Raw genomic sequence first — 22334 nt, 5'->3', positions numbered from 1 at the left:
TGCCGGCAGGGAGGGAGGGACGGCAGTGGCGGAGGTGGTGGGTCGGGCGACCGACACGGGTCGGGGCACCGCGCGCACCTTCCAGTGTGCGCGGTGCCCCGGAATCCCCGGTGTCCGGGCGGCGTGAGCCCGGTCACCCGCGGCCGAACAGGAGGGACCTACAGGTTCGGGTACAGCGGGTACTTCTCGGCGAGGGCGGTGACCCGGGCCTTCAGGGCGTCGGCGACGGTCTCGTCGTAGGCCGGCTTCAGGGCCTCGGCGATGATGTCGGCGACCTCGCGGAAGTCCTCGGCGCCGAAGCCGCGGGTGGCGAGCGCCGGGGTGCCGATCCGCAGGCCGGAGGTGACCATCGGCGGGCGCGGGTCGTTCGGGATCGCGTTGCGGTTGACGGTGATGCCGACCTCGTGCAGCCGGTCCTCGGCCTGCTGGCCGTCGAGCTGGCTGTTGCGCAGGTCGACCAGGACCAGGTGGACGTCGGTGCCGCCGGACAGCACCGAGACGCCGGCCTCGGTGACGTCGGCCTGGAGCAGGCGCTCGGCCAGGATCCGGGCGCCGTCCAGGGTGCGCTGCTGGCGCTCCTTGAAGTCCTCGGAGGCGGCGACCTTGAAGGCGACGGCCTTGCCGGCGATGACGTGCTCGAGCGGGCCGCCCTGCTGGCCGGGGAAGACCGCGGAGTTGATCTTCTTGGCCCACTCGGCCTTGGAGAGGATGACGCCGCCGCGCGGGCCGCCCAGGGTCTTGTGGGTGGTGGTGGTGACCACGTCCGCGTACGGCACCGGGTTGGGGTGCAGGCCCGCGGCGACCAGGCCGGCGAAGTGGGCCATGTCGACCATCAGCAGCGCGTCGACCTCGTCGGCGATCCGGCGGAACGCGGCGAAGTCGAGCTGGCGCGGGTAGGCGGACCAGCCGGCGATGATCAGCTTCGGCCGGTGCTCCTTGGCCAGGCGCTCGACCTCGGCCATGTCGACCTGACCGGTCTTGTCGTCCACGTGGTACGCGGCCACGTTGTAGAGCTTGCCGGAGAAGTTGATCTTCATGCCGTGGGTCAGGTGACCGCCGTGGGCCAGGGACAGGCCCAGGATGGTGTCGCCCGGCTGGATCAGCGCGAACATCGCGGCGGCGTTGGCCTGCGCGCCCGAGTGCGGCTGGACGTTGGCGTGCTCGGCGCCGAACAGGGCCTTGATCCGGTCGATCGCGATCTGCTCGACCACGTCGACGTGCTCGCAGCCGCCGTAGTAGCGGCGGCCGGGGTAGCCCTCGGCGTACTTGTTGGTCAGGACCGAGCCCTGGGCCTCCATGACCGCCACCGGGGCGAAGTTCTCGGAGGCGATCATCTCCAGGGTGGTCTGCTGGCGGTGCAGCTCGGCGTCGACCGCGGCGGCGATCTCCGGGTCGAGGGCGTGCAGGGACTGGTTCAGAACCGTCATGGTGGGGTCTTCCCGGGAGTGAGAGGGAGGAGGGCCGGCGGGCGGGGCGGCCGCCGCGGGCGGGCCGCCCCGGCGGTGGCTCAGGCCGAGGGGTTGGTGAGCTTGGTGTACTCGTCGGCGCTCAGCAGGGCGCCGGTCGACTCCACGCGGACCTTGAACAGCCAGCCGCCCTCGAACGGGTCGCTGTTGACCAGGCTGTTGTCGTCGGCGACGGCCTCGTTGACCTCGGTGATCTCGCCGGTGACGGGCGAGTACAGGTCGCTGACCGACTTGGTCGACTCCAGCTCGCCACAGGTCTCACCGGCGGTGACGGTGTCGCCGACCGCGGGCAGCTGCACGTAGACGATGTCGCCGAGGGCGTCCGCGGCGTGCTTGGTGATGCCGACCGTGGCGACCTCACCGGCCTCGGCGGTGGTCAGCCACTCGTGCTCCTCGGTGTACTGCAGGTGCTGGGGGTTGCTCATGGCGTCATTCTCCAGGATGGGAAGCGGGTACGACGAAGCGGCCCGAGGGGCGGACGAGCCTCGCGAGGGAAAGGTGGGGGAGCGGCGTCAGCGGGCGCGCTTGTAGAACGGCAGCGCCACGACCTGCACCGGCTCGTGCTTGCCGCGCACGTCCACCGCGACGGTGGTGCCCGGGGCGGCGTGGGCCGCGTCCACGTAGGCCATCGCGATCGGCTTCTCGAGGGTGGGGGAGGGCGCGCCGGAGGTGATCAGGCCGATCGGGGCGCCGTCGGTGGAGACCACGGTGTACTCGGCGCGCGGCACCCGCTTGCCCTCGGAGACCAGGCCGACCAGGACCCGCGGCGGGTTGGCCTCGGCCTCGGCGGCGGCCCGCTCCAGGGCCTTGCGGCCGACGAAGGCGCCCTCGTTGGTGGTCTTGTCGAAGCGCACCACCCGGCCGAGGCCGGCGTCGAACGGGGTCAGGTCGGTGGACAGCTCGTGGCCGTACAGCGGCATGCCGGCCTCCAGGCGCAGCGTGTCGCGGCAGGACAGGCCGCAGGGGATCAGGCCCCGGTCGGTGCCGGCGGCGGTCAGCGCCTGCCAGATCTGCTCGGCGTCGCCCGGGTTGCAGAAGATCTCGAAGCCGTCCTCGCCGGTGTAGCCGGTGCGGGCGAGCAGCACGTCGCGGCCGGCCACCTGGGCCGGGAGGATCGCGTAGTACTTCAGGCCGGGCAGGTCGGCCTCGGTGGTGTCGGCCAGGATCGCGGTGGACTCCGGGCCCTGGACGGCGATCAGCGCGTAGGCGTCGCGGTCGTCGGAGACGACGGCGTTGAAGCCCTTGGCGCGGGCGATCAGCTCGTCCAGCACCAGCTGGGCGTTGGAGGCGTTGGCGACGACCAGGAAGGCGTCCTCGCGCAGGCGGTAGACGATCAGGTCGTCCAGGATGCCGCCGTCCTCGGCGCAGATCATGGTGTAGCGGGCGCGCAGCACGCCGAGCGCGGAGACGAAGCCGACCAGGGCGTGGTCCAGCATCTCGCCGGCCTGCGGGCCGGTGACGGTGATCTCGCCCATGTGGGACAGGTCGAACAGGCCGGCCCTGGTGCGGACGGCGAGGTGCTCCTCGCGCTCGCTGCCGTAGCGCAGCGGCATGTCCCAGCCGGCGAAGTCGGTCATGGTGGCGCCGAGGGCGCGGTGCAGCGCGTCGAGCGCGGTGAGGCGGAGGGACGACATGGCCAGGAACTCCTCGGTCGGGGCACTCAGGGGTGCGCGCGCCGGGACCGGCCCTGCAGGGGGCGGCGGACCCTGCGCGCGGGCATGCGGCGGCTGGGTCTCCCCATCTGTCGTCGTACCTGAGAGCTTCACCGGCCACTGCCCTGTCAGAGGACAGCATGGCGGCTTGCACCGTGGGTGGGCGGACGGCAGGGCCGTGCACCGCTTTCCAGATCTGCCTAACCCGTGCGGTAGGGGGGCCTGAGAGATTCCGGGGAGGACTTGCTCCTTCGGCGCCGGCTGTGCCGCCAGGACGGGGCACTCCGGACTCTCCCGCGCGGGTTCGAGCGGCCGGTATGGAGTTGGAGGGCCTGGGTGGATGCCACCGCAGACGGGCACATCATGGCACGTCCGCACCGATGGCGGGAGAGGGGGCTGCCTCACACGTCCCTCCCCGTTCTCTGTCGCGTTCCGCGTCCCGCCGTGCCGCGCCCGGACGCTAGGCTGCGGGAATCGGCGAGCGGAGGGCGGTACAGGGGCGGATGGGCAACCCGGAGGAGCAGCAGGGCTGGGGCGGGGCGCGGTCGGCGCCGGCCGGCGGTGCGTGGCCGGCCAACGAGCTGGAGCAGGTGCTCACCGCTGCGCTCGGCGACCCGGGCGCGACCCCGCGGGTGATCGAGGTGCTGGCGCGCAGCCAGGTGTGGATCCCGCTGCCGTCCGGCGGCGACCCGCAGGGACGGGCGCTGGACCTGCCGACCCTGGAACTGGCCGGCGGCCCCTATGTCCCGGTGTTCTCCTCGCAGGAGGTGCTGCTCCAGCAGGCGCCGGGGATGGCGTTCGCGGTCGCCCCGGTCTGGGAGTTCGCCCGCGGCCTGCCGCTGGGCGTCGGCATCGCCGTCAACCCCGAGGCCCCGGTGGGCATCCCGGTCCCGCCGGAGGGCGTGGCCGAGCTGCGCCGCGGGCCGCGCGAGGACCGCTGGGAGGCCGCCCAGGACGCGCCGTCCGGGGGCCGGGTGGCGCTGCGCGAGCCGGTGCCGGGCGAGGACCCGGAGCTGTTCCTGGCCGCCTGCCGGGCCGAACTGGCACTGCTGCCCGGGGTGCTGACCGCCCGGCGGGCGCTGGCCAGCGTCGAGGGCGAGCCGACCGTGATGTTCGTGGGCGTCCAGCTGGACCCGGCGGCCCCGGCCGACCCGGGGGCGGTGAACGAGGCGCTGGGGCGCGCGCTGGGAACCGCGCCGCTGCCCGGTGGCGTCCATCTCGTACTGCTCGACCTCGCGGACGATCCGGTGGTCGAGTGGATGGTGAACCGGGTCGCGCCCTTCCACGTGCGGGGCTGAGCCGGTCCCCGGCCGTTCGTCCGGCGCCTGTCGGGCCGGGCACGGGCGGGGGAGCGGCGGGGGCCCTGGCACGTCGGCGTGGCGGTGGCCGACGGTGCCCCATAAGGTGCGTGCTGACGGCCGCCGGGCCGCCGGTGACGGACGAGGAACGAAGAGGCGCAACGAGGTGGGCGCATGAGTGCGGGATCGGTAGCTGGCGGTGCACCGGGGCCCTGGGGCCAGGCGCCCACCGGACGCCCGGATCCGGGCGCGCTGGAACGCGCCCTGCGCGAGGTGGCGCCGGAGCGCTACGAGGCCTACGAGACGATGCTGAACGCGCTCGCCGAGGGCCGGGTCTGGATGCTGCTGTGGCACGGGACGCCGGGCAGCGCCGACGCCCAGTACGGGAACATGGAGATCAGCGGCCACGGTTACGCGCCGGCCGTCACCTCGCCCGAGCAGCTGGCGGCGTCCGGCTGGGCGCGGGCGCACGAGGTGATCTCCGGCCGGGAGATCGCGGCGTCGCTGTACCGGACCCGCTGGGGGCTGTGGCTGAACCCGCACGCCCCGGGCGGCGGGGTCGGGGTGCCGTGGGCGGACCTGCGCCGGGTGGCGGCGGGCCTGGACCGGCTGCCGGCCGGTCCGCTGAAGCTGAGCGAGCCGCAGGTGCCGGCCCAGCAGTTCTTCGCGCTGCTGGAGCGGCAGGCGGCCGAGGTGCGGGCGGTGCGGGCGCTGCGCCGGGCCTGGGTGCGGCCGTCGGTGGGCGAGCCGTACCTCGCCATCGGTCTCGAGCTGTACGAGAGCTCGCCGCCCACGGTGGAGGCGGTGCGGGCGCTGATGCAGCGGGCGATCGCGGTCGCGCCGGAGGGTCTGGCGGTCTCGACGGTCGCGATGGCGGACGAGTTCGACCCGGTGGCGCTGTGGATGCGGGCGCACGCGCGCCCGTTCTACGACCGGGAGGCGGCCGGTCACGGCCGTCCGCAGACCGGCCCGTACCCGCCGGTGCCCCCGCCGCCGTACGCCTCGCAGCAGGGCCCCGCCCAGGGGCAGGGCTTCGGTTACGGCACCCGGCCGTCGGCTCCGGCCTGGCCGGGGCAGCAGCCTCCGCCACAGCAGCCGTGGCCCGGCTACCCCGGTCGCTGATCGGGGAGGAGTCACCGAATCCGGCCCCACGAAACCGGCTTGACACTCTGTCAGGCCGGTTTCGGCGTTTTTTCGGACGTTCTCCCCGAACCGGATGGAACACATCTTGACATGGCTGTTACAGCTGTGTGAAGAGGGATATGCCGATGGTCGTGGAGGTGCATGCACACAGATCACAGTTGGGCATCTGTCGGTGGTCAGGGCTGGCGTAAGCCAGTTCGGATGGCAGAGAGTTCTGCAACAGCCCGCCGCGCGTGGTTGGCGTCCCACAAGGGCGAACGCGCTGGCGGACCGCATGATCCACGTGACGCCCATCCCGCGTGGCAGCAGTACTGAGCCAGTCGTACCGCTGGAAAGACTCCGCTCCTGCACTTCCGCACGTCCGCACCCAAGCACGTCCGCACCAGCCGCGCCGCCGATCCCGGTGCCCGGCACCCGTGGGCCGGCCACCGTCGGCGAGGGGACCGAACTGACCATGACCGCACCCATCAAGACCGCCGGCAGCACACCGGAGGCAGACGCCGCCGCGAGCCCGGCCAAGAAGATCGAGGGCCGCTCGCTCGGCCGGATCGCCTGGACCCGCTTCAAGCGGGACAAGGCCGCCGTCGCCGGCGGCGTCGTGGTGATCCTGCTGATCCTGCTCGCCGTGCTGGCCAAGCCGATCGAATCGGCCTTCGGCCTCGACCCCGACGCCCTCAACCAGGACCTCCTGGACGCCGACCTCGGCGGTCTGCCGTTCGGCGACTGGGGCGGCATGAGCTGGGACCACCCGCTCGGCGTCGACCCGCTGCAGGGCCGTGACCTGCTGACCCGCGTCATCGAGGGTTCCTGGGTCTCCCTGCTGGTCGCCTTCGGCGCGACCGTGCTGTCCAACACCATCGGCACCGTGCTCGGCATCATGGCCGGCTACTACGGCGGCTGGGTGGACACCCTGATCAGCCGGGTGATGGACGTCTTCCTCGCCTTCCCGCTGCTGCTGTTCGCGATCGCGATCTCGACCTCGCTGCAGGGCGGCGCGTTCGGCCTGCACGGCCTCCCGCTGCACATCATGGTGCTGATCTTCGTGATCGGCTTCTTCAACTGGCCCTACATGGGCCGGATCGTGCGCGGACAGACCCTCTCGCTGCGCGAGCGCGAGTTCGTCTACGCGGCCCGGAGCCTGGGCGCCCGCGGGCCGTTCATCCTCTTCAAGGAGCTGCTGCCCAACCTGGTCGGTCCGATCCTGGTCTACTCGACCCTGCTGATCCCGACCAACATCCTCTTCGAGGCCGGGCTGAGCTTCCTCGGCGTGGGCATCCAGCCCCCGCAGGCCTCCTGGGGCGGCATGCTCCAGGACGCGATCCGGTACTACCAGGTGGACCCCCAGTACATGGTGGTCCCCGGTGTGGCGATCTTCGTCACCGTACTCGCCTTCAACCTGCTCGGCGACGGGCTGCGTGACGCCCTCGATCCCAAGAGCAACTGACGCCGCGTCAGGATCCCTCGTTCGGCCAACACTTCCTCAAGGGGTTGATCTCACCCATGCGTAGGTCCCGTACCGTCGCGCTGACCGCCGCGGCCGCTGCCGCGGTCCTGGTCGTCACCGGCTGCTCGTCCGGCACGAAGAGCAGCGATGCCAAGTCCACCGCCTCCGGCTCCGCCACCGACGCCGCCGGCGGCTCCGGTGCCAACGCGGCCACCAAGGGCATCGTCAACGCCTCCGACAAGAAGGGCGGGACGGTGACCTTCGAGATGAAGGGCACCCCCGACTCGCTCGACCCCGGCAACACGTACTACGCGTACATCTACAACTTCTCGCGCCTGTACGGCCGTCCGCTCACCACCTTCCAGCCGGGCGCCGGCGAGGCGGGCAACAAGCTCGTCCCGGACCTCGCCGAGTCGCTCGGCCAGGTCAGCGCCGACGGCCTGAGCTGGACGTACAAGCTGCGCAAGGGCCTGAAGTACGACGACGGCACCCCGATCACCTCGAAGGACGTCAAGTACGCCGTCGAGCGCTCCAACTTCGCGCCGGACGTGAACTCCAACGGCCCGACGTACTTCAAGGAGCTGCTGGTCGACAACCCCACGCCGTACGAGGGTCCGTACAAGGACAAGACCGGCGACCTGAAGTCGATCGAGACCCCGGACGACACCACCATCGTCTTCCACCTGACGCACGCCTTCGCCGACTTCGACTACCTGGTCAGCGCCCCGCAGACGGTCCCGGTCCCGCAGGCCAAGGACACCGGCGCCGAGTACGTCAAGAAGATCGTCTCCTCCGGCTCCTTCAAGTTCGAGTCCTACGAGGACGGCAAGCAGGCCGTCCTGGTCCCGAACACCAACTGGGACCCGAGCACGGACCCGATCCGCAAGCAGCTGCCGGACAAGATCGTGCTCCGGATGAACATCGACCAGGCCACCATCGACAAGGACCTGCTGGCCGGCAACGCCCAGGTCGACCTGGTGGGTGGCGGTGTCGACCCGCAGACCCAGGCGCAGATCCTGCAGAACCCGAAGCTGAAGGCCAACACCGACAACGCCTACGGCGGCCGTCTGGTCTACATGGCCATCAACACCGATGTCGCGCCGTTCGACAACATCGAGTGCCGCAAGGCCGTCCAGTACGCGGTCGACAAGGTCTCGGTGCAGACCGCGCTCGGCGGCCCCGTCCGCGGCCAGGTCGCCAACACCGTGCTCCCGCCCGACATCCCGGGCCACCAGGACTTCAACGTCTGGGAGACCAAGGACAACAAGGGCGACGAGGCCAAGGCCAAGGCCGCTCTGAAGGCCTGCGGCAAGGACAGCATCACCACCGTGCTCTCGGCCCGCACCGAGCGCGCCACCGAGGTCGCCGCGGCCACCTCGATCCAGGCCGCGCTGAAGAAGGTCGGCATCAACGCCGAGATCCAGCAGTTCCCGCAGGGCAAGTACCTGGCCGACAGCGCCGGCGCTCCGAAGTTCGCCAAGGAGCACAACATCGGTCTGATGATGATGCAGTGGGGCGCCGACTGGCCGACCGGCTACGGCTTCCTGCAGCAGATCGTCGACGGCCGCGCGATCAAGGCCTCCGGCAACAGCAACCTGGCCTCGCTGAACGACCCCGCGGTCAACAAGCTGCTCGACGACGCCGCCACCAACCCGGACCGGGCGGCCCGCGAGAAGATCTACGGCGACATCGACAAGAAGGTCATGGAGGCCGCGGTCTACGTCCCGCTGACCGACTTCAAGGTCTTCCTGTACCGCCCGGACAACGCCACCAACCTCGCGTCCACGCCGGCCTTCTCGGGTGAGTACGACTACCTGAACATCGGCACCAAGTAAGAGCCTGGCTCTGCATCCCTGAAGGCAGGTGAAGGCAGCGGCAGAGCCCGCCGCCGTCCGGAGGATCCCGGACGGCGGCGGGCGGCCGGAGCCGACCAACTGTGTTTGCCTACATCATCCGCAGGATCCTCGCCGCCGCGGTGCTGCTGCTGGTCGTCAGCGCGGTCACCTTCGCGATCTTCTTCCTGCTCCCGCGCCTCGCCGGCGAGACGGTCGACCAGCTGGCCACCCAGTACATCGGGAAGAACCCCTCTCCCGACGCGATCGCGGCGGTCAAGAAGAACCTCGGCCTCGACCAGCCGCTGTACACCCAGTACTGGAACTTCCTCAAGGGGCTGGTCAGCGGCGCCGAATACAAGTTCGGCCCGGAACCGGCCACCTGCCACGTGCCCTGCTTCGGCTACTCCTTCAAGAACCACCTGGAGGTCTGGCCCGAACTGTCCAAGCGGATCCCGGTCACGCTGTCGCTCGCCATCGGCGCGGCCACGCTCTGGCTGGTCTCCGGCGTCGCCACCGGCGTCGTCTCCGCCCTCCGGCCGCGCTCGATCTTCGACCGGATCTCGATGGGCATCGCCCTCGCCGGCGTCTCGCTGCCGGTCTTCTTCACCGGCGCGCTGCTGCTCACGGTGTTCAGCTACGAGTGGCCGATCCTGGACAACCTGCAGTACGTCAACTTCACCGACGACCCGCTGATGTGGGCCCGCAACCTGATCCTGCCCTGGATCTCGCTGGCCTTCCTCTACTCCGCGCTCTACGCCCGGCTCACCCGCGCCGGAATGCTGGAGACGATGAGCGAGGACTACATCCGCACCGCCCGGGCCAAGGGCCTGGCCGAGCGCAAGGTCGTCACCCGGCACGGACTGCGCGCCGCGCTCACCCCGATCGTCACCATCTTCGGCATGGACCTCGGTCTGCTGCTCGGCGGTGCGCTGATCACCGAGCAGGTCTTCTCGCTCCAGGGCGTCGGCCAGTTCGCCGTCCAGGCGATCTCCGACAACGACCTGCCGAAGATCCTCGGCACCACGCTGCTCGCCGCGTTCTTCATCGTCCTCTGCAACCTCGTGGTTGACCTCCTGTACGCCGCTGTCGACCCCCGGGTGAGGCTGTCGTGACCGAGCTCCAGAAGACCCCGGCCGCCCGCGCGGCCGCCCCGGCCGGAGGGGACCCGTACCTCTCCGTCCGGGACCTGCGGATCCACTTCGACACCGACGACGGCCTGGTCCGCTCCGTCGACGGGGTCAGCTTCGACCTCGCCAAGGGCCGCACCCTCGGCATCGTCGGCGAGTCCGGCTCCGGCAAGTCCGTCACCTCGCTCGGCATCATGGGCCTGCACCGCTCCAAGCGGGCCCGGATCACCGGCGAGATCCGGCTCGACGGCGAGGACCTCGTCGCGGCCGGCCCGGACCGGGTCCGGGAGCTGCGCGGCCGGCAGATGGCGATGATCTTCCAGGACCCGCTGACCGCGATGCACCCCTACTACACGGTGGGGCAGCAGATCGTCGAGGCCTACCGGGTGCACCACCCGCAGGCGACCAAGAAGCAGGCCCGCGCCCGCGCCGTCGAGATGCTCGACCGGGTCGGCATCCCGCAGCCCGACCGCCGGGTCGACGACTACCCGCACCAGTTCTCCGGCGGCATGCGCCAGCGCGCCATGATCGCCATGGCCCTGGTCAACGACCCCTCGCTGCTGATCGCCGACGAGCCCACCACCGCCCTGGACGTCACCGTGCAGGCGCAGATCCTGGACCTCATCCGGGACCTCCAGGAGGAGTTCGGCTCGGCCGTCATCATCATCACCCACGACCTCGGGGTGGTCGCCGAGCTCGCCGACGACATCCTCGTCATGTACGGCGGCAAGTGCGTCGAGCGCGGTCCGGCCGAGACCCTCTTCGACTCGCCCGAACACCCCTACACCTGGGGCCTGCTGGGCTCGATGCCGCGCCTCGACCGGGAGCTCCAGGACCGGCTCGTCCCGGTCAGGGGCACCCCGCCCAGCCTGATCAACGTGCCGTCCGGCTGCGCCTTCCACCCGCGCTGCCCCTACGCGGAACTGACCGGCGGGCGCTCCACCGAGGAGACCCCGGGGCTCACCGAGGTCGCGCCCGGCCACCACGCGGCCTGCCACCTCGCGCTCTCCGAGCGGCACCGCATCTTCACCGAAGAGATCGCGCCCCGGCTGTGAGCCCGGACTCGTACCACCTTTCTGGAGAGAACCGATGACGGACACCCAGGCGGCGACCATCCCCGCGCCGGCGCCCGCCCCGGACCGGCAGCCGCTGCTCCGGGTGACCGGCCTGACCCGGCACTTCCCCATCCACAGCGGCCTGCTGCGGCGCCAGACCGGCGCCGTCCGGGCGGTCGACGGCATCGACTTCACGGTCAACGCCGGTGAGACCCTGGGCGTCGTCGGCGAGTCCGGCTGCGGCAAGTCGACGATGGGCCGGCTGGTCACCCGGCTCGACGAGCCGACCGGCGGGACGATCGAGTTCGAGGGCACCGACATCACCCACCTGGGCGTCGGGGCGATGCGGCCGCTGCGCCGCGACATCCAGATGATCTTCCAGGACCCGTACTCCTCGCTGAACCCGCGGCACACCGTCGGCACCATCGTCGGCGCGCCGTTCCGGCTGCAGAAGGCCGAGCCCGAGGGCGGGACCAAGAAGGCCGTGCAGGAGCTGCTGGAGCTGTGCGGGCTCAGCCCCGAGCACTACAACCGCTACCCGCACGAGTTCTCCGGCGGCCAGCGCCAGCGCATCGGCATCGCCCGGGCGCTCGCCCTGCGGCCCCGGATGATCGTCGCCGACGAGCCGGTCTCGGCCCTGGACGTCTCCATCCAGGCCCAGGTGGTCAACCTGCTCGACGACCTCCAGCGCGAGCTCGGCCTGACCTACCTGATCATCGCGCACGACCTCTCGGTGGTCCGGCACGTCTCCGACCGGGTCGCCGTGATGTACCTCGGCAAGATCGTCGAGATCGCCGACCGGGACTCGCTCTACAGCCGGCCGATGCACCCGTACACCACCGCACTGATGTCGGCCGTCCCGGTGCCCGACCCGCGCCGGCGCCACAGCGCCGGGCGCGAGCGGATCCTGCTCAAGGGCGACGTGCCCTCGCCGATCAACCCGCCCAGCGGCTGCCGCTTCCGCACCCGCTGCTGGAAGGCCCAGGAGATCTGCGCGAGCCAGGAGCCGCCGCTCGTCGCGGCGACGGCCGGCCACCAGGTGGCCTGCCACTTCCCGGAGAACGCCGTCACCGCGGACGCTGCGGCGGCCTCCGCCTGACCGCGCGGTCGGAGGGGAGGCCTGGCCGGGTCACACTGGTGCGGTGACCTCGCAGATCTTCCCCTCCGACGTGCAGCAGTCGCTGGACCTCGTCGGTATCTTCGTCTTCGCCCTCTCCGGAGGGCTGCTCGCCGTTCGCAAGAACATGGACATCTTCGGCATCGCCGTCCTCGCCGAGGTCACCGCGCTCGGCGGCGGAGTGATGCGCGACCTCGTCATCGGCGCCACCCCGGTCGCCGCGTTCAGCAACCTCGGCTACTTCGTCACCCCGCTGCTCGCCGGACTGGTGGTCTTCTTCCTGCACCCCGAGGTCGAGCGGATCAACCGCGCCGTGCAGACCCTCGACGCGCTCGGCCTCGGCCTGTTCTGCGTCACCGGCACCGCCAAGGCGCACGACTACGGGCTCGGCGCGGTCTCCGCGGTCGCCCTCGGCATGGTGACCGCCGCCGGCGGCGGGGTGATGCGCGACGTCCTGGCCGGCGAACTCCCCTCGCTGCTGCGCTGGGACCGGGAGATCTACGCCGTGCCGGCCCTCGTCGGCGCCGCGCTGGTCGCCGTGCTGATCGCCCTCGACAGCCTCACCGCCGCGACCGGCACCGCCGCCGCGCTGACCGCGTTCGGCCTGCGGATGCTCGCGCTCAAGTACGGCTGGCGCGCGCCGCGGGCCTGGCACCGCAACGGTTCTCGCACCAGCGAGGAGTAGGCGAGCCGCCGTACGCCAGCGAGACCGCCTCCGCGGTGCAGAGCAGCTCCGGGACCAGCCGCAGCAGCTCGGCCGGCGTCATCCGGCCGACCGGCGCCGAGATCGCGCAGGCCGCGACCGCCCGCCCGTCGCTGCCCGCCACCGGCGCCGCCACACAGGTGACCGCCTCCCGGTCCTCGGCCGACTCGGCCGCCCAGCCCCGGCGGCGCACCGCCGCCAGGTCCTCGGCCAGGCCGTCCGCCGCCGGGCCGTCCGGCGGGAGTCCGGCCAGCAGTACCCGGCCCACCGCCGTCCCGGCGGCCGGCACCCGGCGCCCGATCCGGGTCGGCCGGCCAGGGTCGGTGCTCCAGCGGCCGGCCAGCTCGTCCAGGTACAGCACCTCGTCGTCCTCCAGCACCGCCAGCCGCACGGTACAGCCGCAGCGCTCGTTCAGCGCGGCCAGGTAGGGGGCGGCGACCTGCCGGACGTCGATCTCCTGGAGCGCCCGCTGGGCCAGCGACAGCACCCGGCCGCCCACCCGGTAACGGCGGTCGGACAGCCGGTGCACGAAGCCGTGCTCCTCCAGGGTGCGCAGCAGCCGCAGCGCGGTGGACTTGTGCACCCCGATCGAGGCGGCGGCCTGGTCCAGGGTCACCGGTCCGTCGCCGAGCGAGCCGAGCAGGGTCAGCGCCCGATCGACCGACTGCGACATGGTGCTCCCCGTTCCTGGTTCCGGCCGGGCCGCGGGGCAGGGGCCTTCGCGCCGGGTGGTGGTGGCGGTCGGGCCGCCTGCTGGTGGCCGTGGGGCCGCTCGCCGGTGGCCGTCGGGCCGCCTGCCGGTGGCGGTCGGACCGCCTGCCGGTGGCCGTCGGGCCGCGCGGCGATGGCCGTCAGGCTAACCGTTCGGGGGCCGCGTCCCGTACCTGGGCTGCCCGGAGGGGCACCGGCCCGGTGACCGCCGTCCGGTGGCCGGATCGGTGCGGTGCGCCCGGCCGTGCCGGGTACGCCGGTCCGGTGCAGGCCGGAGGGCCACTACAATCGCATGGTTATGCCATACCTGGACCATGCGGCGACCACGCCGATGCTGCCCGAGGCGATCGCCGCGATGACGGCGCACCTGGGGGTCGTCGGCAACGCCTCCTCCCTGCACGCGGCCGGCCGCCGGGCCCGCCGGGTGGTCGAGGAGGCCCGCGAGTCGCTCGCCGAGTCGCTCGGCGCCCGGCCCAGCGAGATCGTGCTCACCGGCGGCGGCACCGAGTCCGACAACCTGGCGGTCAAGGGCCTGTACTGGGCCCGCCGCGGCGCCGACCCGGCCCGCACCCGGGTGCTGTGCAGCCCCGTCGAGCACCACGCGGTGCTGGACGCGGTGCACTGGCTCGCCGAGCACGAGGGCGCCACGGTCGACTACCTGCCGGTGGACGCGCTCGGTCGGGTGCACCCGGCGGCGCTGCGCGAGGCGATCGAACGCGACCCCGCCTCGGTGGCCCTGGTCACCGTCATGTGGGCCAACAACGAGGTCGGCACCGTCCAGCCGGTCGCCGAACTCGCCGCCGTCGCCTCGGAGTACGGCATCCCGATGCACGCCGACGCGGTGCAGGCGCTCGGCCAGGTGCCGGTCTCCTTCGCCGGTTCCGGGCTCACCGCGCTCACCGTCACCGGCCACAAGATCGGCGGCCCGTTCGGCATCGGCGCGCTGCTGCTGTCGCGCGGTGCCACGCCCGTCCCGCTGCTGCACGGCGGCGGCCAGGAGCGCGACGTCCGCTCCGGCACCCTCGACGCACCCGCCGCCGCCGGGTTCGCGGCCGCCGCGGCCATCGCCGTCGAACGCCGCGAGGAGCACGCCCTGGCCCTCGGCGCGCTGCGGGACGAACTGGTCGCGACCGTGCTCGCCGCCGTCCCCGACGCGGTGCTCAACGGCGACCCGGCGGGGGAGGGACGGCTGCCCGCCAACGCGCACTTCTCCTTCCCCGGCTGCGAGGGCGACGCGCTGCTGATGCTGCTCGACGCCCGCGGCATCGAGTGCTCCACCGGCTCGGCCTGCTCGGCCGGCGTCCCGCAGCCCAGCCACGTGCTGCTGGCGATGGGCGTCGACCCGCTGCTCGCCCGGGCCTCGCTGCGGTTCTCGCTCGGCCACACGTCCACCCGCGAGGACGTCACCGCCCTCGCGGAGGCCATCGCCCCGGCCGTCCAGCGCGCCCGCAACGCCGGTCTCGCGGCCGTCCGGCGCTGAGCCCGCCCCGGGGGAGAAGTCCCGGCGGAATGCCGGGCGGCACCACGTACGCTTGTTGTCATCATGACTGACTTCCCGGGTGCCCCCACCGCTCCGTCCACCACCGGCCGCCTGCGTGTGCTCGCCGCGATGTCCGGCGGGGTGGACTCCGCCGTCGCCGCCGCCCGCGCCGTCGAGGCCGGCCACGAGGTGACCGGCGTGCACCTGGCGCTGTCCAGCAACCCGCAGTCCTTCCGCACCGGCGCGCGCGGCTGCTGCACCCTCGAGGACTCCCGGGACGCCCGCCGCGCGGCCGACGTGATCGGCATCCCGTTCTACGTCTGGGACCTCGCCGAGCGCTTCCGCGAGGACGTCATCGACGACTTCGTGGCCGAGTACGCGGCCGGGCGCACCCCCAATCCGTGCCTGCGCTGCAACGAGAAGATCAAGTTCGCGGCGCTGCTGGACAAGGCGATCGCCCTCGGCTTCGACGCCGTCTGCACCGGCCACTACGCCCGGATCGTCGACCTGGCGGACGGCTCCCGCGAACTGCACCGGGCCGTCGACGCGGCCAAGGACCAGTCCTACGTGCTCGGCGTGCTCGACGCCGACCAGCTCGCCCACTCCCTCTTCCCGCTCGGCGACACCACCAAGGACGTCATCCGCGAGGAGGCCGAGCGGCGCGGCCTGGCCGTCGCCAAGAAGCCCGACTCGCACGACATCTGCTTCATCGCCGACGGCGACACCCAGGGCTTCCTGGCCCAGCACCTCGGCACCGCCACCGGCGACATCCTGGACGTCGACGGCACCAAGCTCGGCGAGCACGACGGCGCCTACGGCTTCACCATCGGCCAGCGCAAGGGCCTGCGGATCGGCCGCCCGGCCGCCGACGGCAAGCCGCGCTACGTGCTGGACATCTCCCCGGTGAACAACACCGTCACCGTCGGCCCGGTCGAGGGCCTCGACGTCACCGGCCTCACGGCCATCCGCCCGCGCTGGTGCGGCACCGAGCCGCTCGCCGACGGCCGCTACACCGCCCAGCTGCGCGCCCACGGCGAGGAGGTCCCGGTCAGCGCCTCGGTCACCGGCGACACCCTCCGCGTCGAGCTCGACACCCCCGCCCGCGGCATCGCCCCCGGCCAGGCCGTCGTCCTCTACGACGGCACCCGCGTCGTCGGCTCCGCCACCATCGCGACGACGCACCGCCCGGCCGTCAACGCCTGAGCCCGGGAGCCGCCGTTGCCCGTACGCGGCCCATGGCGGCCGGTATCTGCTTGGCTAGTGGTTGGCGGACACGACCGAGGTACCGAGGAGGGACGGCATGGGCTTCTACGAGCAGCACCGCTCCTTCGTCGAGGAACTGGAGCGGACCGCGCCGGACGGCGTCCGGATCGAGTGGTCCGGCGACGCGCTCGTCGTCCAGGCGGCGCCGTCGAACCTGCACCAGCTCAACCTCGCCCAGGTGCGGCGGCAGTTCGAGCAGCACGAACCCGAGGGGTACGTGCCGACCGAACGCGCGGTGATCGTCGCTCCCGACGGTTCGGCGGGGCGCGGTCCGGACCTCACCTACCTGCCGGTGGAGGTGCTGTCGGCGCCGGGTAACCGCGCCCCCGCTGCCGAGGCGTTGATCGCGGTCGAGGTTGTTTCGCCATCCAGTCCGGGCAACGACTGGATGGACAAGCTGCACGACTACGCCGTGATGCGGATCCCGCTCTACCTGATCGTGGACCCGCGCGAGCGGACGGTGACGCTGTTCTCCGAGCCCGACCACGACCGCTACCACACCCGCAGCGACCGGAAGTTCGGCGAGGGGATCTGCATCCCGGAGCCGTTCGGCTTCACCCTGGGGCTCGCGGCGCTGGTGCCGTACGAGGACCGCTCCGGGGAGTAATGGCGGTGAGCGGGGGCGGGGCGGCGTGATAGACCGGGAGCACTATGAACATCACCGTTTTCTGCTCCGCGTACTCGCTCGACGACCGCTACTCCCTTCCCGCCGCCGAATTCGCCCGTCTGCTCGGGGAGGGCGGGCACACACTGGTGTGGGGCGGCTCCAACGCCGGGCTGATGGGCCTGCTCGCCGACGGGGTGAAGGACGCCGGGGGCCGGCTGGTCGGGATCTCGGTCGAGTTCCTGAAGCACAAGGCGTACGACGGGGCCGACGAGCTGATCACCACCGCCGACCTCGCCGAGCGCAAGGCGAAGCTGCTGGCGCGCGCGGACGCGGTCGTCGTCCTGGTCGGCGGCTTGGGCACCCTGGACGAGGTCACCGAGGTGCTGGAGCTGAAGAAGCACGCGCTGCACGACAAGCCGGTGGTGGTGCTGGACACCGAGGGTTTCTACGCGGGGCTGCGCACGCAACTGGAGCGGATGGACACCGAGGGCTTCCTGCCCCGTCCGCTGCCCGAGCTGATCACCTTCGCCGACACCCCGGCCCAGGTCTTCGAACAGCTCAAGGGCTGAGAGGATCACGGTCATGGCCTCTCATCTGATCACCGGTGCCGGCTCCGGCATCGGCGCCGTCCTCGCCGCCCGTCTCGCCGAGCGCGGGGACGAGCTCTGGCTGCTGGCCCGCGACGCCCGCCGGGCCGCCGAGCTGCGCGAGCGCTTCCCCGGCGCCCGCACCCTGGTCGGCGACCTCGCGGACCCGGCGAAGCTCTCCTGGGCCCTCGGGCACCAGACGCCGCCGGTCGAGCTGGACTCGCTGCTGCACGTGGCGGGCACGGTCGAGCTGGCCCCGGTCGGCGAGCTGCCGGTCAAGGCCTGGCAGGACACCCTGAACGTCAACCTGGTCGCCCCCGCCGAGCTGACCCGGCTGCTGCTGCCCTCGGTGCGGCTGGCCAAGGGCCACGTGGTGTTCGTCAACTCCGGTGCCGGGCTGCGGGCGAGCGCCGACTGGTCGGCGTACGCGGCCAGCAAGCACGGGCTGAAGGCCCTCGCCGACTCGCTGCGGCTGGAGGAGCACGGCAACGGCGTACGGGTCACCTCGGTCTACCCGGGCCGCACCGCCACCGCGATGCAGGTCAAGGTGCACCAGCAGGAGGGCAAGGAGTACGACGCCGGCCAGTGGATCGAACCGGAGTCGGTGGCGAAGGCGGTGCTGGCGGCGCTGGACGCCTCCCGGGACGCCGAGATCACCGACATCACGGTCCGTCCGGGCCGGTAGGGGGCCCGCGATCGGGGCGCCGGAAGGTCCGGCGTCCCGATCTTCCGAGCGGTGCAACCACGACGGGGCGAGGGCCGTCCCTGGAGGTGTCCGTTCGTTCTCGGCCCTTCCGGGCACGGAGAATTGATGCATAGTCAGGCCATCGGCCTGTCGGGGGGATTTGAAATGTACAAGCTTCGTACCGCGCTGGCCGTCGGCGCGACACTGCTGGGCACGGTCGGCCTGCCGGTCGTCGGCACGGTCGGCGCGCACGCCGCGTCCGGCCCGCTCCAGGCCGACAGCACGGTGCAGGACCGGTCGGCGGCAGCCGCCACCGGCAGCGGCTACACGCCGGTCGGCCCGGTGCGGCTGCTGGACACCCGGGAGGGGACCGGGGTCCCGTCGGCGCTGGCCGTGGCACCGTGGGGGACGGTCGACCTGCCGGTCACGGGGGTGGCCGGGGTGCCGCTGGAGGGTGTGACGGCGGTGACGATGACCGTCACCGCGACCGATCCGACGCAGGACGGCAACCTCCTGGTGCGCCCGTTCGGCTACGTGTGGACGAACCCCTCCTCGCTGCTCGGCGAGGCGGAGACCACCTCCACCCTGAACTGGGCGGCGGGCCGGACGGTGCCGAACCAGGTGACGGTGGCGGTGAAGGACGGCAAGGTGTCGTTCGACAACCACTCCGGCGGGACGGTGCACGTGATCGCCGACCTGGTCGGCTACTACAGCGCCACGGGCGCCCTCTTCCACGCGCAGGAGCCGGTCCGGGTGCTGGACACCCGGGGGCCGGTCGGGGTGCCGCAGGCCCGGGCGGTGCCGGCCTTCGGCACGCTGGAGCTGCCGGTCGCGGGCGTGGCCGGGGTGCCGGCCACCGGGGTCACGGCGGTGACGATGAACGTGACGGTCACCGAGCCCGAGCAGGACGGCCATCTGACGGTCCACCCGCACGGCGACCCGGTGCCGGGCACCTCGAACCTGAACTGGACGGCGGGCCGGACCGTCGCCGGCCTGGTGACGGTGCCGGTGAAGGACGGCAAGGTGTCGTTCTACAACCACTCCGGCGGGACGGTGCAGGTGATCGCGGACCTGGCGGGCCACTACAGCGCCGACGGCGGCGCGGCCTTCTACCCGTACGGGCCGGCCCGGATCATGGACACCCGGAAGTCCTGGGGCCGCCCGCAGTACCGCAACGAGGGTGTCGTTCCGGCCTGGGGCACCCTGACCGTCGACGCGTCCTGGGGCAGCTCCGAGTCCGCGACGACCCTGAACGTCACGGTGACCGGGCCGGGCGCCGAAGGGCACCTCAAGGTGTACCCGCAGACCAGCCCGCGCCCCGACACGTCCGCCCTCAACTTCGGCCCCGGCGACACGGTCGCCAACCAGGTCGTGGTCCCGACGAAGCAGGGCAGCAGCGTGACGACGTTCTTCAACGCCAGTGGCGCCCCGGTGCACATCGTGGTCGACCGCTACGGCACGTACCGACCCTGACCGGTCCCACCTCGCCCCACCCCGCGGCCCCGGCGCCGAGCATCCGTGCTCGGTGCCGGGGCCGCCGCGTGACGGGGTGTCCGGGCGGAGCACGGGCCCGCGTGGTTCGGGGGCGCCCGACTGTGGCATTATCCGTGCGTCCTCCGGGGCCGACCGGGGTCGGAGGGCAGGACACGGCACCGGACCACAGGTCCGTCAGGGGGAACTCCATGCCCAGACTTCGCACCAGAACCAGCACCGGAACCAGCACCGGAACCAGAGCCCGCACCGCGCTGGCCGTCGGCGCGACGCTGCTCGGGACGCTCGGCCTCCCGGCCGTCGCCGCGGGCGGCGCGCAGGCCGCCGTCACCACGCTCTACGTCGACAACACCGCGGCCGGCTGCGCCGACGGCGGTCCCGGCACCAGGAGCGTCCCCTACTGCCACATCGCCGCCGCGGCGGCGGTGGCCGGGCCGGGGCAGACGGTCGAGATCGCCAGGGGCCAGTACGAGGAGACCGATCTGACGGTCACCCGCTCCGGTACGGCCGGGGCGCCGATCACCTTCCGCGGCCCGTCGCCGTACGAGCCGGGGTACGGCGGCAGCGCCGTGATCGGGTCCTCCGCCCACCCCGGGGGCGGCCTCACCGTCCGGGGCGCCCGCTACGTCGTGTTCGAGTACCTGGAGGTCGACGCGGCCGCCGGACGGCCGGTCGTGCTGGCCGACGGGGCGCGGGACGTCTCCTTCACCGGGGTCAGCGGCACCGGCGGCACCGGCGTGCGGATCACCGGCGGCTCCGAGCGGGTGCGTTACGCCCGGGCCGGCCTCTGGGGTGCGCAGGGCGCGGCCGTCACGGTCGACGGCGGTTCGACCGGGACCGTCGTCAGTACCAACTACGTCGTCTCCAGCGCCGGCGAGGACCACCCGGCCGTCCTGGTCGACGGGGCACCGAACACCGTGGTGGTCGCCAACAGCACCCTCGGCTCCTGCTCCCCGGGCATCGTGCTGACGGGAGCCTCGGGCGGTGCCACGGTCGAGAACAACGCCGTGAACGCGGGGCGCGACATCGATTCGCCGTGCGACACCTGGAGCTACATGGCGACCGGCATCACGGTCGCCGCGAGCGCCGTCGCCGGGACGAAGGCGGACTACAACGTCGTCGACTCGCGCAGCGGCGGCACGCCCTACCGGTGGGCCGGCGCCGACTACGCCGACCAGCCGTCGTTCACGGCGGCCAGCGGCCAGGGCGCGCACGACTTCGTCTCGCCCACGACCTTCTGGCGCGGGCCGGACCGGCCGGTCAACCACCTGATCGACTCGGCCGACGAGAACGCCCCCGGCATGCTCCCCACCGACCGCCAGGGCAAGGCCCAGGTGGACGACCCGACGCTGCCCAACACCGGTACCGGCGGCGGCACCCGGGACCGGGGCGCGCAGGAGTACCTGACCGTGGGCAGCGCGTACACGCCGGCGGGCCCGGTGCGGCTGCTGGACACCCGGGAGGCGATCGGGGTCCCGTCCACGCAGGCGGTTCCGGCCGGGGGCACGCTCGACCTGCCGGTCACGGGGGTGGCCGGGGTCCCGGCGACCGGTGTCACCGCGGTGACGCTGACCGTGACGGCCACCGACCCCACCCAGGACGGCGACCTGACGGTGTACCCGCACGGCCAGGACCGGCCGGGCGTCTCCACCCTCAACTGGACGGGCGGCCGGACGGTGCCGAACCAGGTGACGGTGCCGGTGAAGGACGGCAAGGTGTCGTTCTGGAACCACTCGGGCGGCACGGTGCACCTGATCGCGGACCTGGCGGGCTACTACAGCCCGAAGGGTGACCTCTTCCACCAGCAGGGCCCGACCCGGCTGCTGGACACCCGGGCGCCGATCGGGGTCCCGTCGGCGCAGGCGGTGCCGGCCTTCGGCACGCTGGAGCTGCCGGTCGCCGGTGTGGCCGGGGTGCCGGCCACCGGGGCCACGGCGGTGACGATGAACGTGACGGTCACCGAGCCGGAGCAGGACGGCCATCTGACGGTCTACCCGCACGGCGGCGCCGCGCCGGAGACCTCGAACCTCAACTGGACGGCCGGCCGGACCGTCGCCAACCTGGTGACGGTGCCGGTGAAGGACGGCAAGGTGTCGTTCTACAACCGTTCCGGCGGCACCGTGCACCTGATCGCCGACCTGGCGGGCTACCACAGCGCCGAGGGCCGGGTCGCGTTCTACCCGGGCGGGCCGTCGCGGATCATGGACACCCGGCAGAGCTGGGGCCGTCCCTACTACCGCCCGGCGGGCACCGTCCCGGCCTGGGGTTCCCTGACCGTCTTCGTGAACGGCGGGAGCTACCCGGCCTCGGCGACCCTGAACATCACGGTGACCGAGCCGGGCGCCGCGGGCCACCTCACGGCGTACTCCGGCGTCGGACCGGTCCCGGACACCTCCACGCTCAACTTCGAGGCCGGGCAGACCGTCGCCAACCAGGCCGTGGTGCCGGTCAATCCGAGCGGCAACTCGGTCGTGCTGTACAACGCGAGCGACGCGCCGGCGCACTTCGTGGTCGACTCCAGCGGGACCGAGAGCTACTGACCGTCACCCGGTCCGCACCCTCCGGCGGCCCCGTACCGAGCTACCGCTCGGTACGGGGCCGCTGCCGCAAGATGCCTGATGACGCGTCGGCCACCCTGTGGAATGATCCGTACGCCCTCCACCTCCGCTC

The 22334-nt window shown here is 72.5% G+C and carries 19 protein-coding genes and 1 riboswitch; of the genes, 15 read left to right on the top strand and 4 right to left on the bottom strand.

The features are described 5' to 3' along the window. Window positions 1–158: 158 nt before the first annotated feature. From glyA to gcvT, 3 genes are all read right to left on the bottom strand, one after another. On the bottom strand, window positions 159–1427 hold the full coding sequence (gene glyA, locus ACIPYS_RS10060; RefSeq protein ID WP_093860452.1) for a serine hydroxymethyltransferase: 1269 nt from the start codon (window positions 1425–1427) through the stop codon (window positions 159–161). Window positions 1428–1507: 80 nt separating this feature from the next. Then, window positions 1508–1891, bottom strand: coding sequence for a glycine cleavage system protein GcvH (gcvH, locus tag ACIPYS_RS10055; protein ID WP_093860451.1), 384 nt, complete (start codon window positions 1889–1891; stop codon window positions 1508–1510). An 87-nt stretch (window positions 1892–1978) separates the two neighbouring features. Further along, window positions 1979–3100, bottom strand: a complete 1122-nt coding sequence (gene gcvT, locus ACIPYS_RS10050; RefSeq protein ID WP_093860450.1) for a glycine cleavage system aminomethyltransferase GcvT — start codon at window positions 3098–3100, stop codon at window positions 1979–1981. A 218-nt stretch (window positions 3101–3318) separates the two neighbouring features. Further along, a riboswitch (glycine riboswitch) is annotated at window positions 3319–3425 on the bottom strand. Between the two features lie 196 nt (window positions 3426–3621). Between gcvT and ACIPYS_RS10045 the strand changes: the two genes are divergently transcribed. The 8 genes from ACIPYS_RS10045 (at window position 3622) to ACIPYS_RS10010 (ending at window position 12822) form a co-directional block, all read left to right on the top strand. Beyond that, on the top strand, window positions 3622–4416 hold the full coding sequence (locus tag ACIPYS_RS10045) for an enhanced serine sensitivity protein SseB C-terminal domain-containing protein (RefSeq protein ID WP_093860449.1): 795 nt from the start codon (window positions 3622–3624) through the stop codon (window positions 4414–4416). Window positions 4417–4590: 174 nt separating this feature from the next. After that, on the top strand, window positions 4591–5538 hold the full coding sequence (locus ACIPYS_RS10040; RefSeq protein ID WP_093860448.1) for an enhanced serine sensitivity protein SseB: 948 nt from the start codon (window positions 4591–4593) through the stop codon (window positions 5536–5538). Window positions 5539–6013: 475 nt separating this feature from the next. Continuing rightward, window positions 6014–7003: an ABC transporter permease gene (locus ACIPYS_RS10035; RefSeq protein WP_093864889.1), complete on the top strand. Its 990-nt coding sequence runs from the start codon at window positions 6014–6016 to the stop codon at window positions 7001–7003. A gap of 56 nt (window positions 7004–7059) precedes the next feature. After that, a complete protein-coding gene (locus ACIPYS_RS10030; protein WP_093860447.1) occupies window positions 7060–8838 on the top strand; it encodes an ABC transporter substrate-binding protein in 1779 nt (592 codons plus the stop codon). Window positions 8839–8939: 101 nt separating this feature from the next. Beyond that, window positions 8940–9950, top strand: a complete 1011-nt coding sequence (locus ACIPYS_RS10025) for an ABC transporter permease (RefSeq protein ID WP_030392717.1) — start codon at window positions 8940–8942, stop codon at window positions 9948–9950. Then, window positions 9947–11020 carry an ABC transporter ATP-binding protein gene (locus ACIPYS_RS10020; protein WP_093860446.1) on the top strand — a complete coding sequence of 358 codons (1074 nt, stop codon included), beginning with the start codon at window positions 9947–9949 and terminating at the stop codon, window positions 11018–11020. The genes ACIPYS_RS10025 and ACIPYS_RS10020 overlap by 4 nt, the downstream gene beginning before the upstream one ends. A 34-nt stretch (window positions 11021–11054) precedes the next feature. After that, window positions 11055–12119: an ABC transporter ATP-binding protein gene (locus tag ACIPYS_RS10015; RefSeq protein WP_093860445.1), complete on the top strand. Its 1065-nt coding sequence runs from the start codon at window positions 11055–11057 to the stop codon at window positions 12117–12119. A 43-nt stretch (window positions 12120–12162) separates the two neighbouring features. Next, window positions 12163–12822: a trimeric intracellular cation channel family protein gene (locus ACIPYS_RS10010; RefSeq protein ID WP_093860444.1), complete on the top strand. Its 660-nt coding sequence runs from the start codon at window positions 12163–12165 to the stop codon at window positions 12820–12822. On the opposite strand, the gene ACIPYS_RS10005 is transcribed toward ACIPYS_RS10010, so the two are convergent. After that, window positions 12758–13513: an IclR family transcriptional regulator gene (locus ACIPYS_RS10005; RefSeq protein WP_400745242.1), complete on the bottom strand. Its 756-nt coding sequence runs from the start codon at window positions 13511–13513 to the stop codon at window positions 12758–12760. The two genes, ACIPYS_RS10010 and ACIPYS_RS10005, sit on opposite strands and share 65 nt — an antisense overlap. 336 nt (window positions 13514–13849) lie before the next feature. On the opposite strand from ACIPYS_RS10005, the gene ACIPYS_RS10000 reads away from it, so the two are divergent. The 7 genes from ACIPYS_RS10000 (at window position 13850) to ACIPYS_RS09970 (ending at window position 22204) form a co-directional block, all read left to right on the top strand. Then, complete coding sequence (locus ACIPYS_RS10000; protein ID WP_093860442.1) at window positions 13850–15031, top strand: cysteine desulfurase family protein; 1182 nt, start codon at window positions 13850–13852, stop codon at window positions 15029–15031. Between the two features lie 63 nt (window positions 15032–15094). Next, complete coding sequence (gene mnmA / locus ACIPYS_RS09995) at window positions 15095–16234, top strand: tRNA 2-thiouridine(34) synthase MnmA (protein ID WP_173862055.1); 1140 nt, start codon at window positions 15095–15097, stop codon at window positions 16232–16234. A 97-nt stretch (window positions 16235–16331) separates the two neighbouring features. Then, window positions 16332–16901, top strand: a complete 570-nt coding sequence (locus ACIPYS_RS09990) for a Uma2 family endonuclease (RefSeq protein ID WP_400745240.1) — start codon at window positions 16332–16334, stop codon at window positions 16899–16901. Between the two features lie 44 nt (window positions 16902–16945). Next, on the top strand, window positions 16946–17470 hold the full coding sequence (locus ACIPYS_RS09985) for a TIGR00730 family Rossman fold protein (protein ID WP_093860437.1): 525 nt from the start codon (window positions 16946–16948) through the stop codon (window positions 17468–17470). A 13-nt stretch (window positions 17471–17483) separates the two neighbouring features. Continuing rightward, complete coding sequence (locus ACIPYS_RS09980) at window positions 17484–18173, top strand: SDR family oxidoreductase (protein WP_400745238.1); 690 nt, start codon at window positions 17484–17486, stop codon at window positions 18171–18173. Window positions 18174–18338: 165 nt separating this feature from the next. Continuing rightward, entirely contained in the window at window positions 18339–19646 is a 1308-nt protein-coding gene (locus ACIPYS_RS09975; RefSeq protein WP_093860435.1) for a hypothetical protein, read from the top strand. Window positions 19647–19855: 209 nt separating this feature from the next. Next, entirely contained in the window at window positions 19856–22204 is a 2349-nt protein-coding gene (locus tag ACIPYS_RS09970) for a hypothetical protein (RefSeq protein WP_400745237.1), read from the top strand. Window positions 22205–22334: the final 130 nt, after the last annotated feature.

The sequence above is a fragment of the Kitasatospora sp. NPDC089913 genome (genome assembly GCF_044748625.1).
Classification (GTDB): Bacteria; Actinomycetota; Actinomycetes; order Streptomycetales; family Streptomycetaceae; genus Kitasatospora.
Note: the sequence above shows the minus strand (reverse complement) of the source record. Positions and strands in the feature narration are given on the sequence as shown.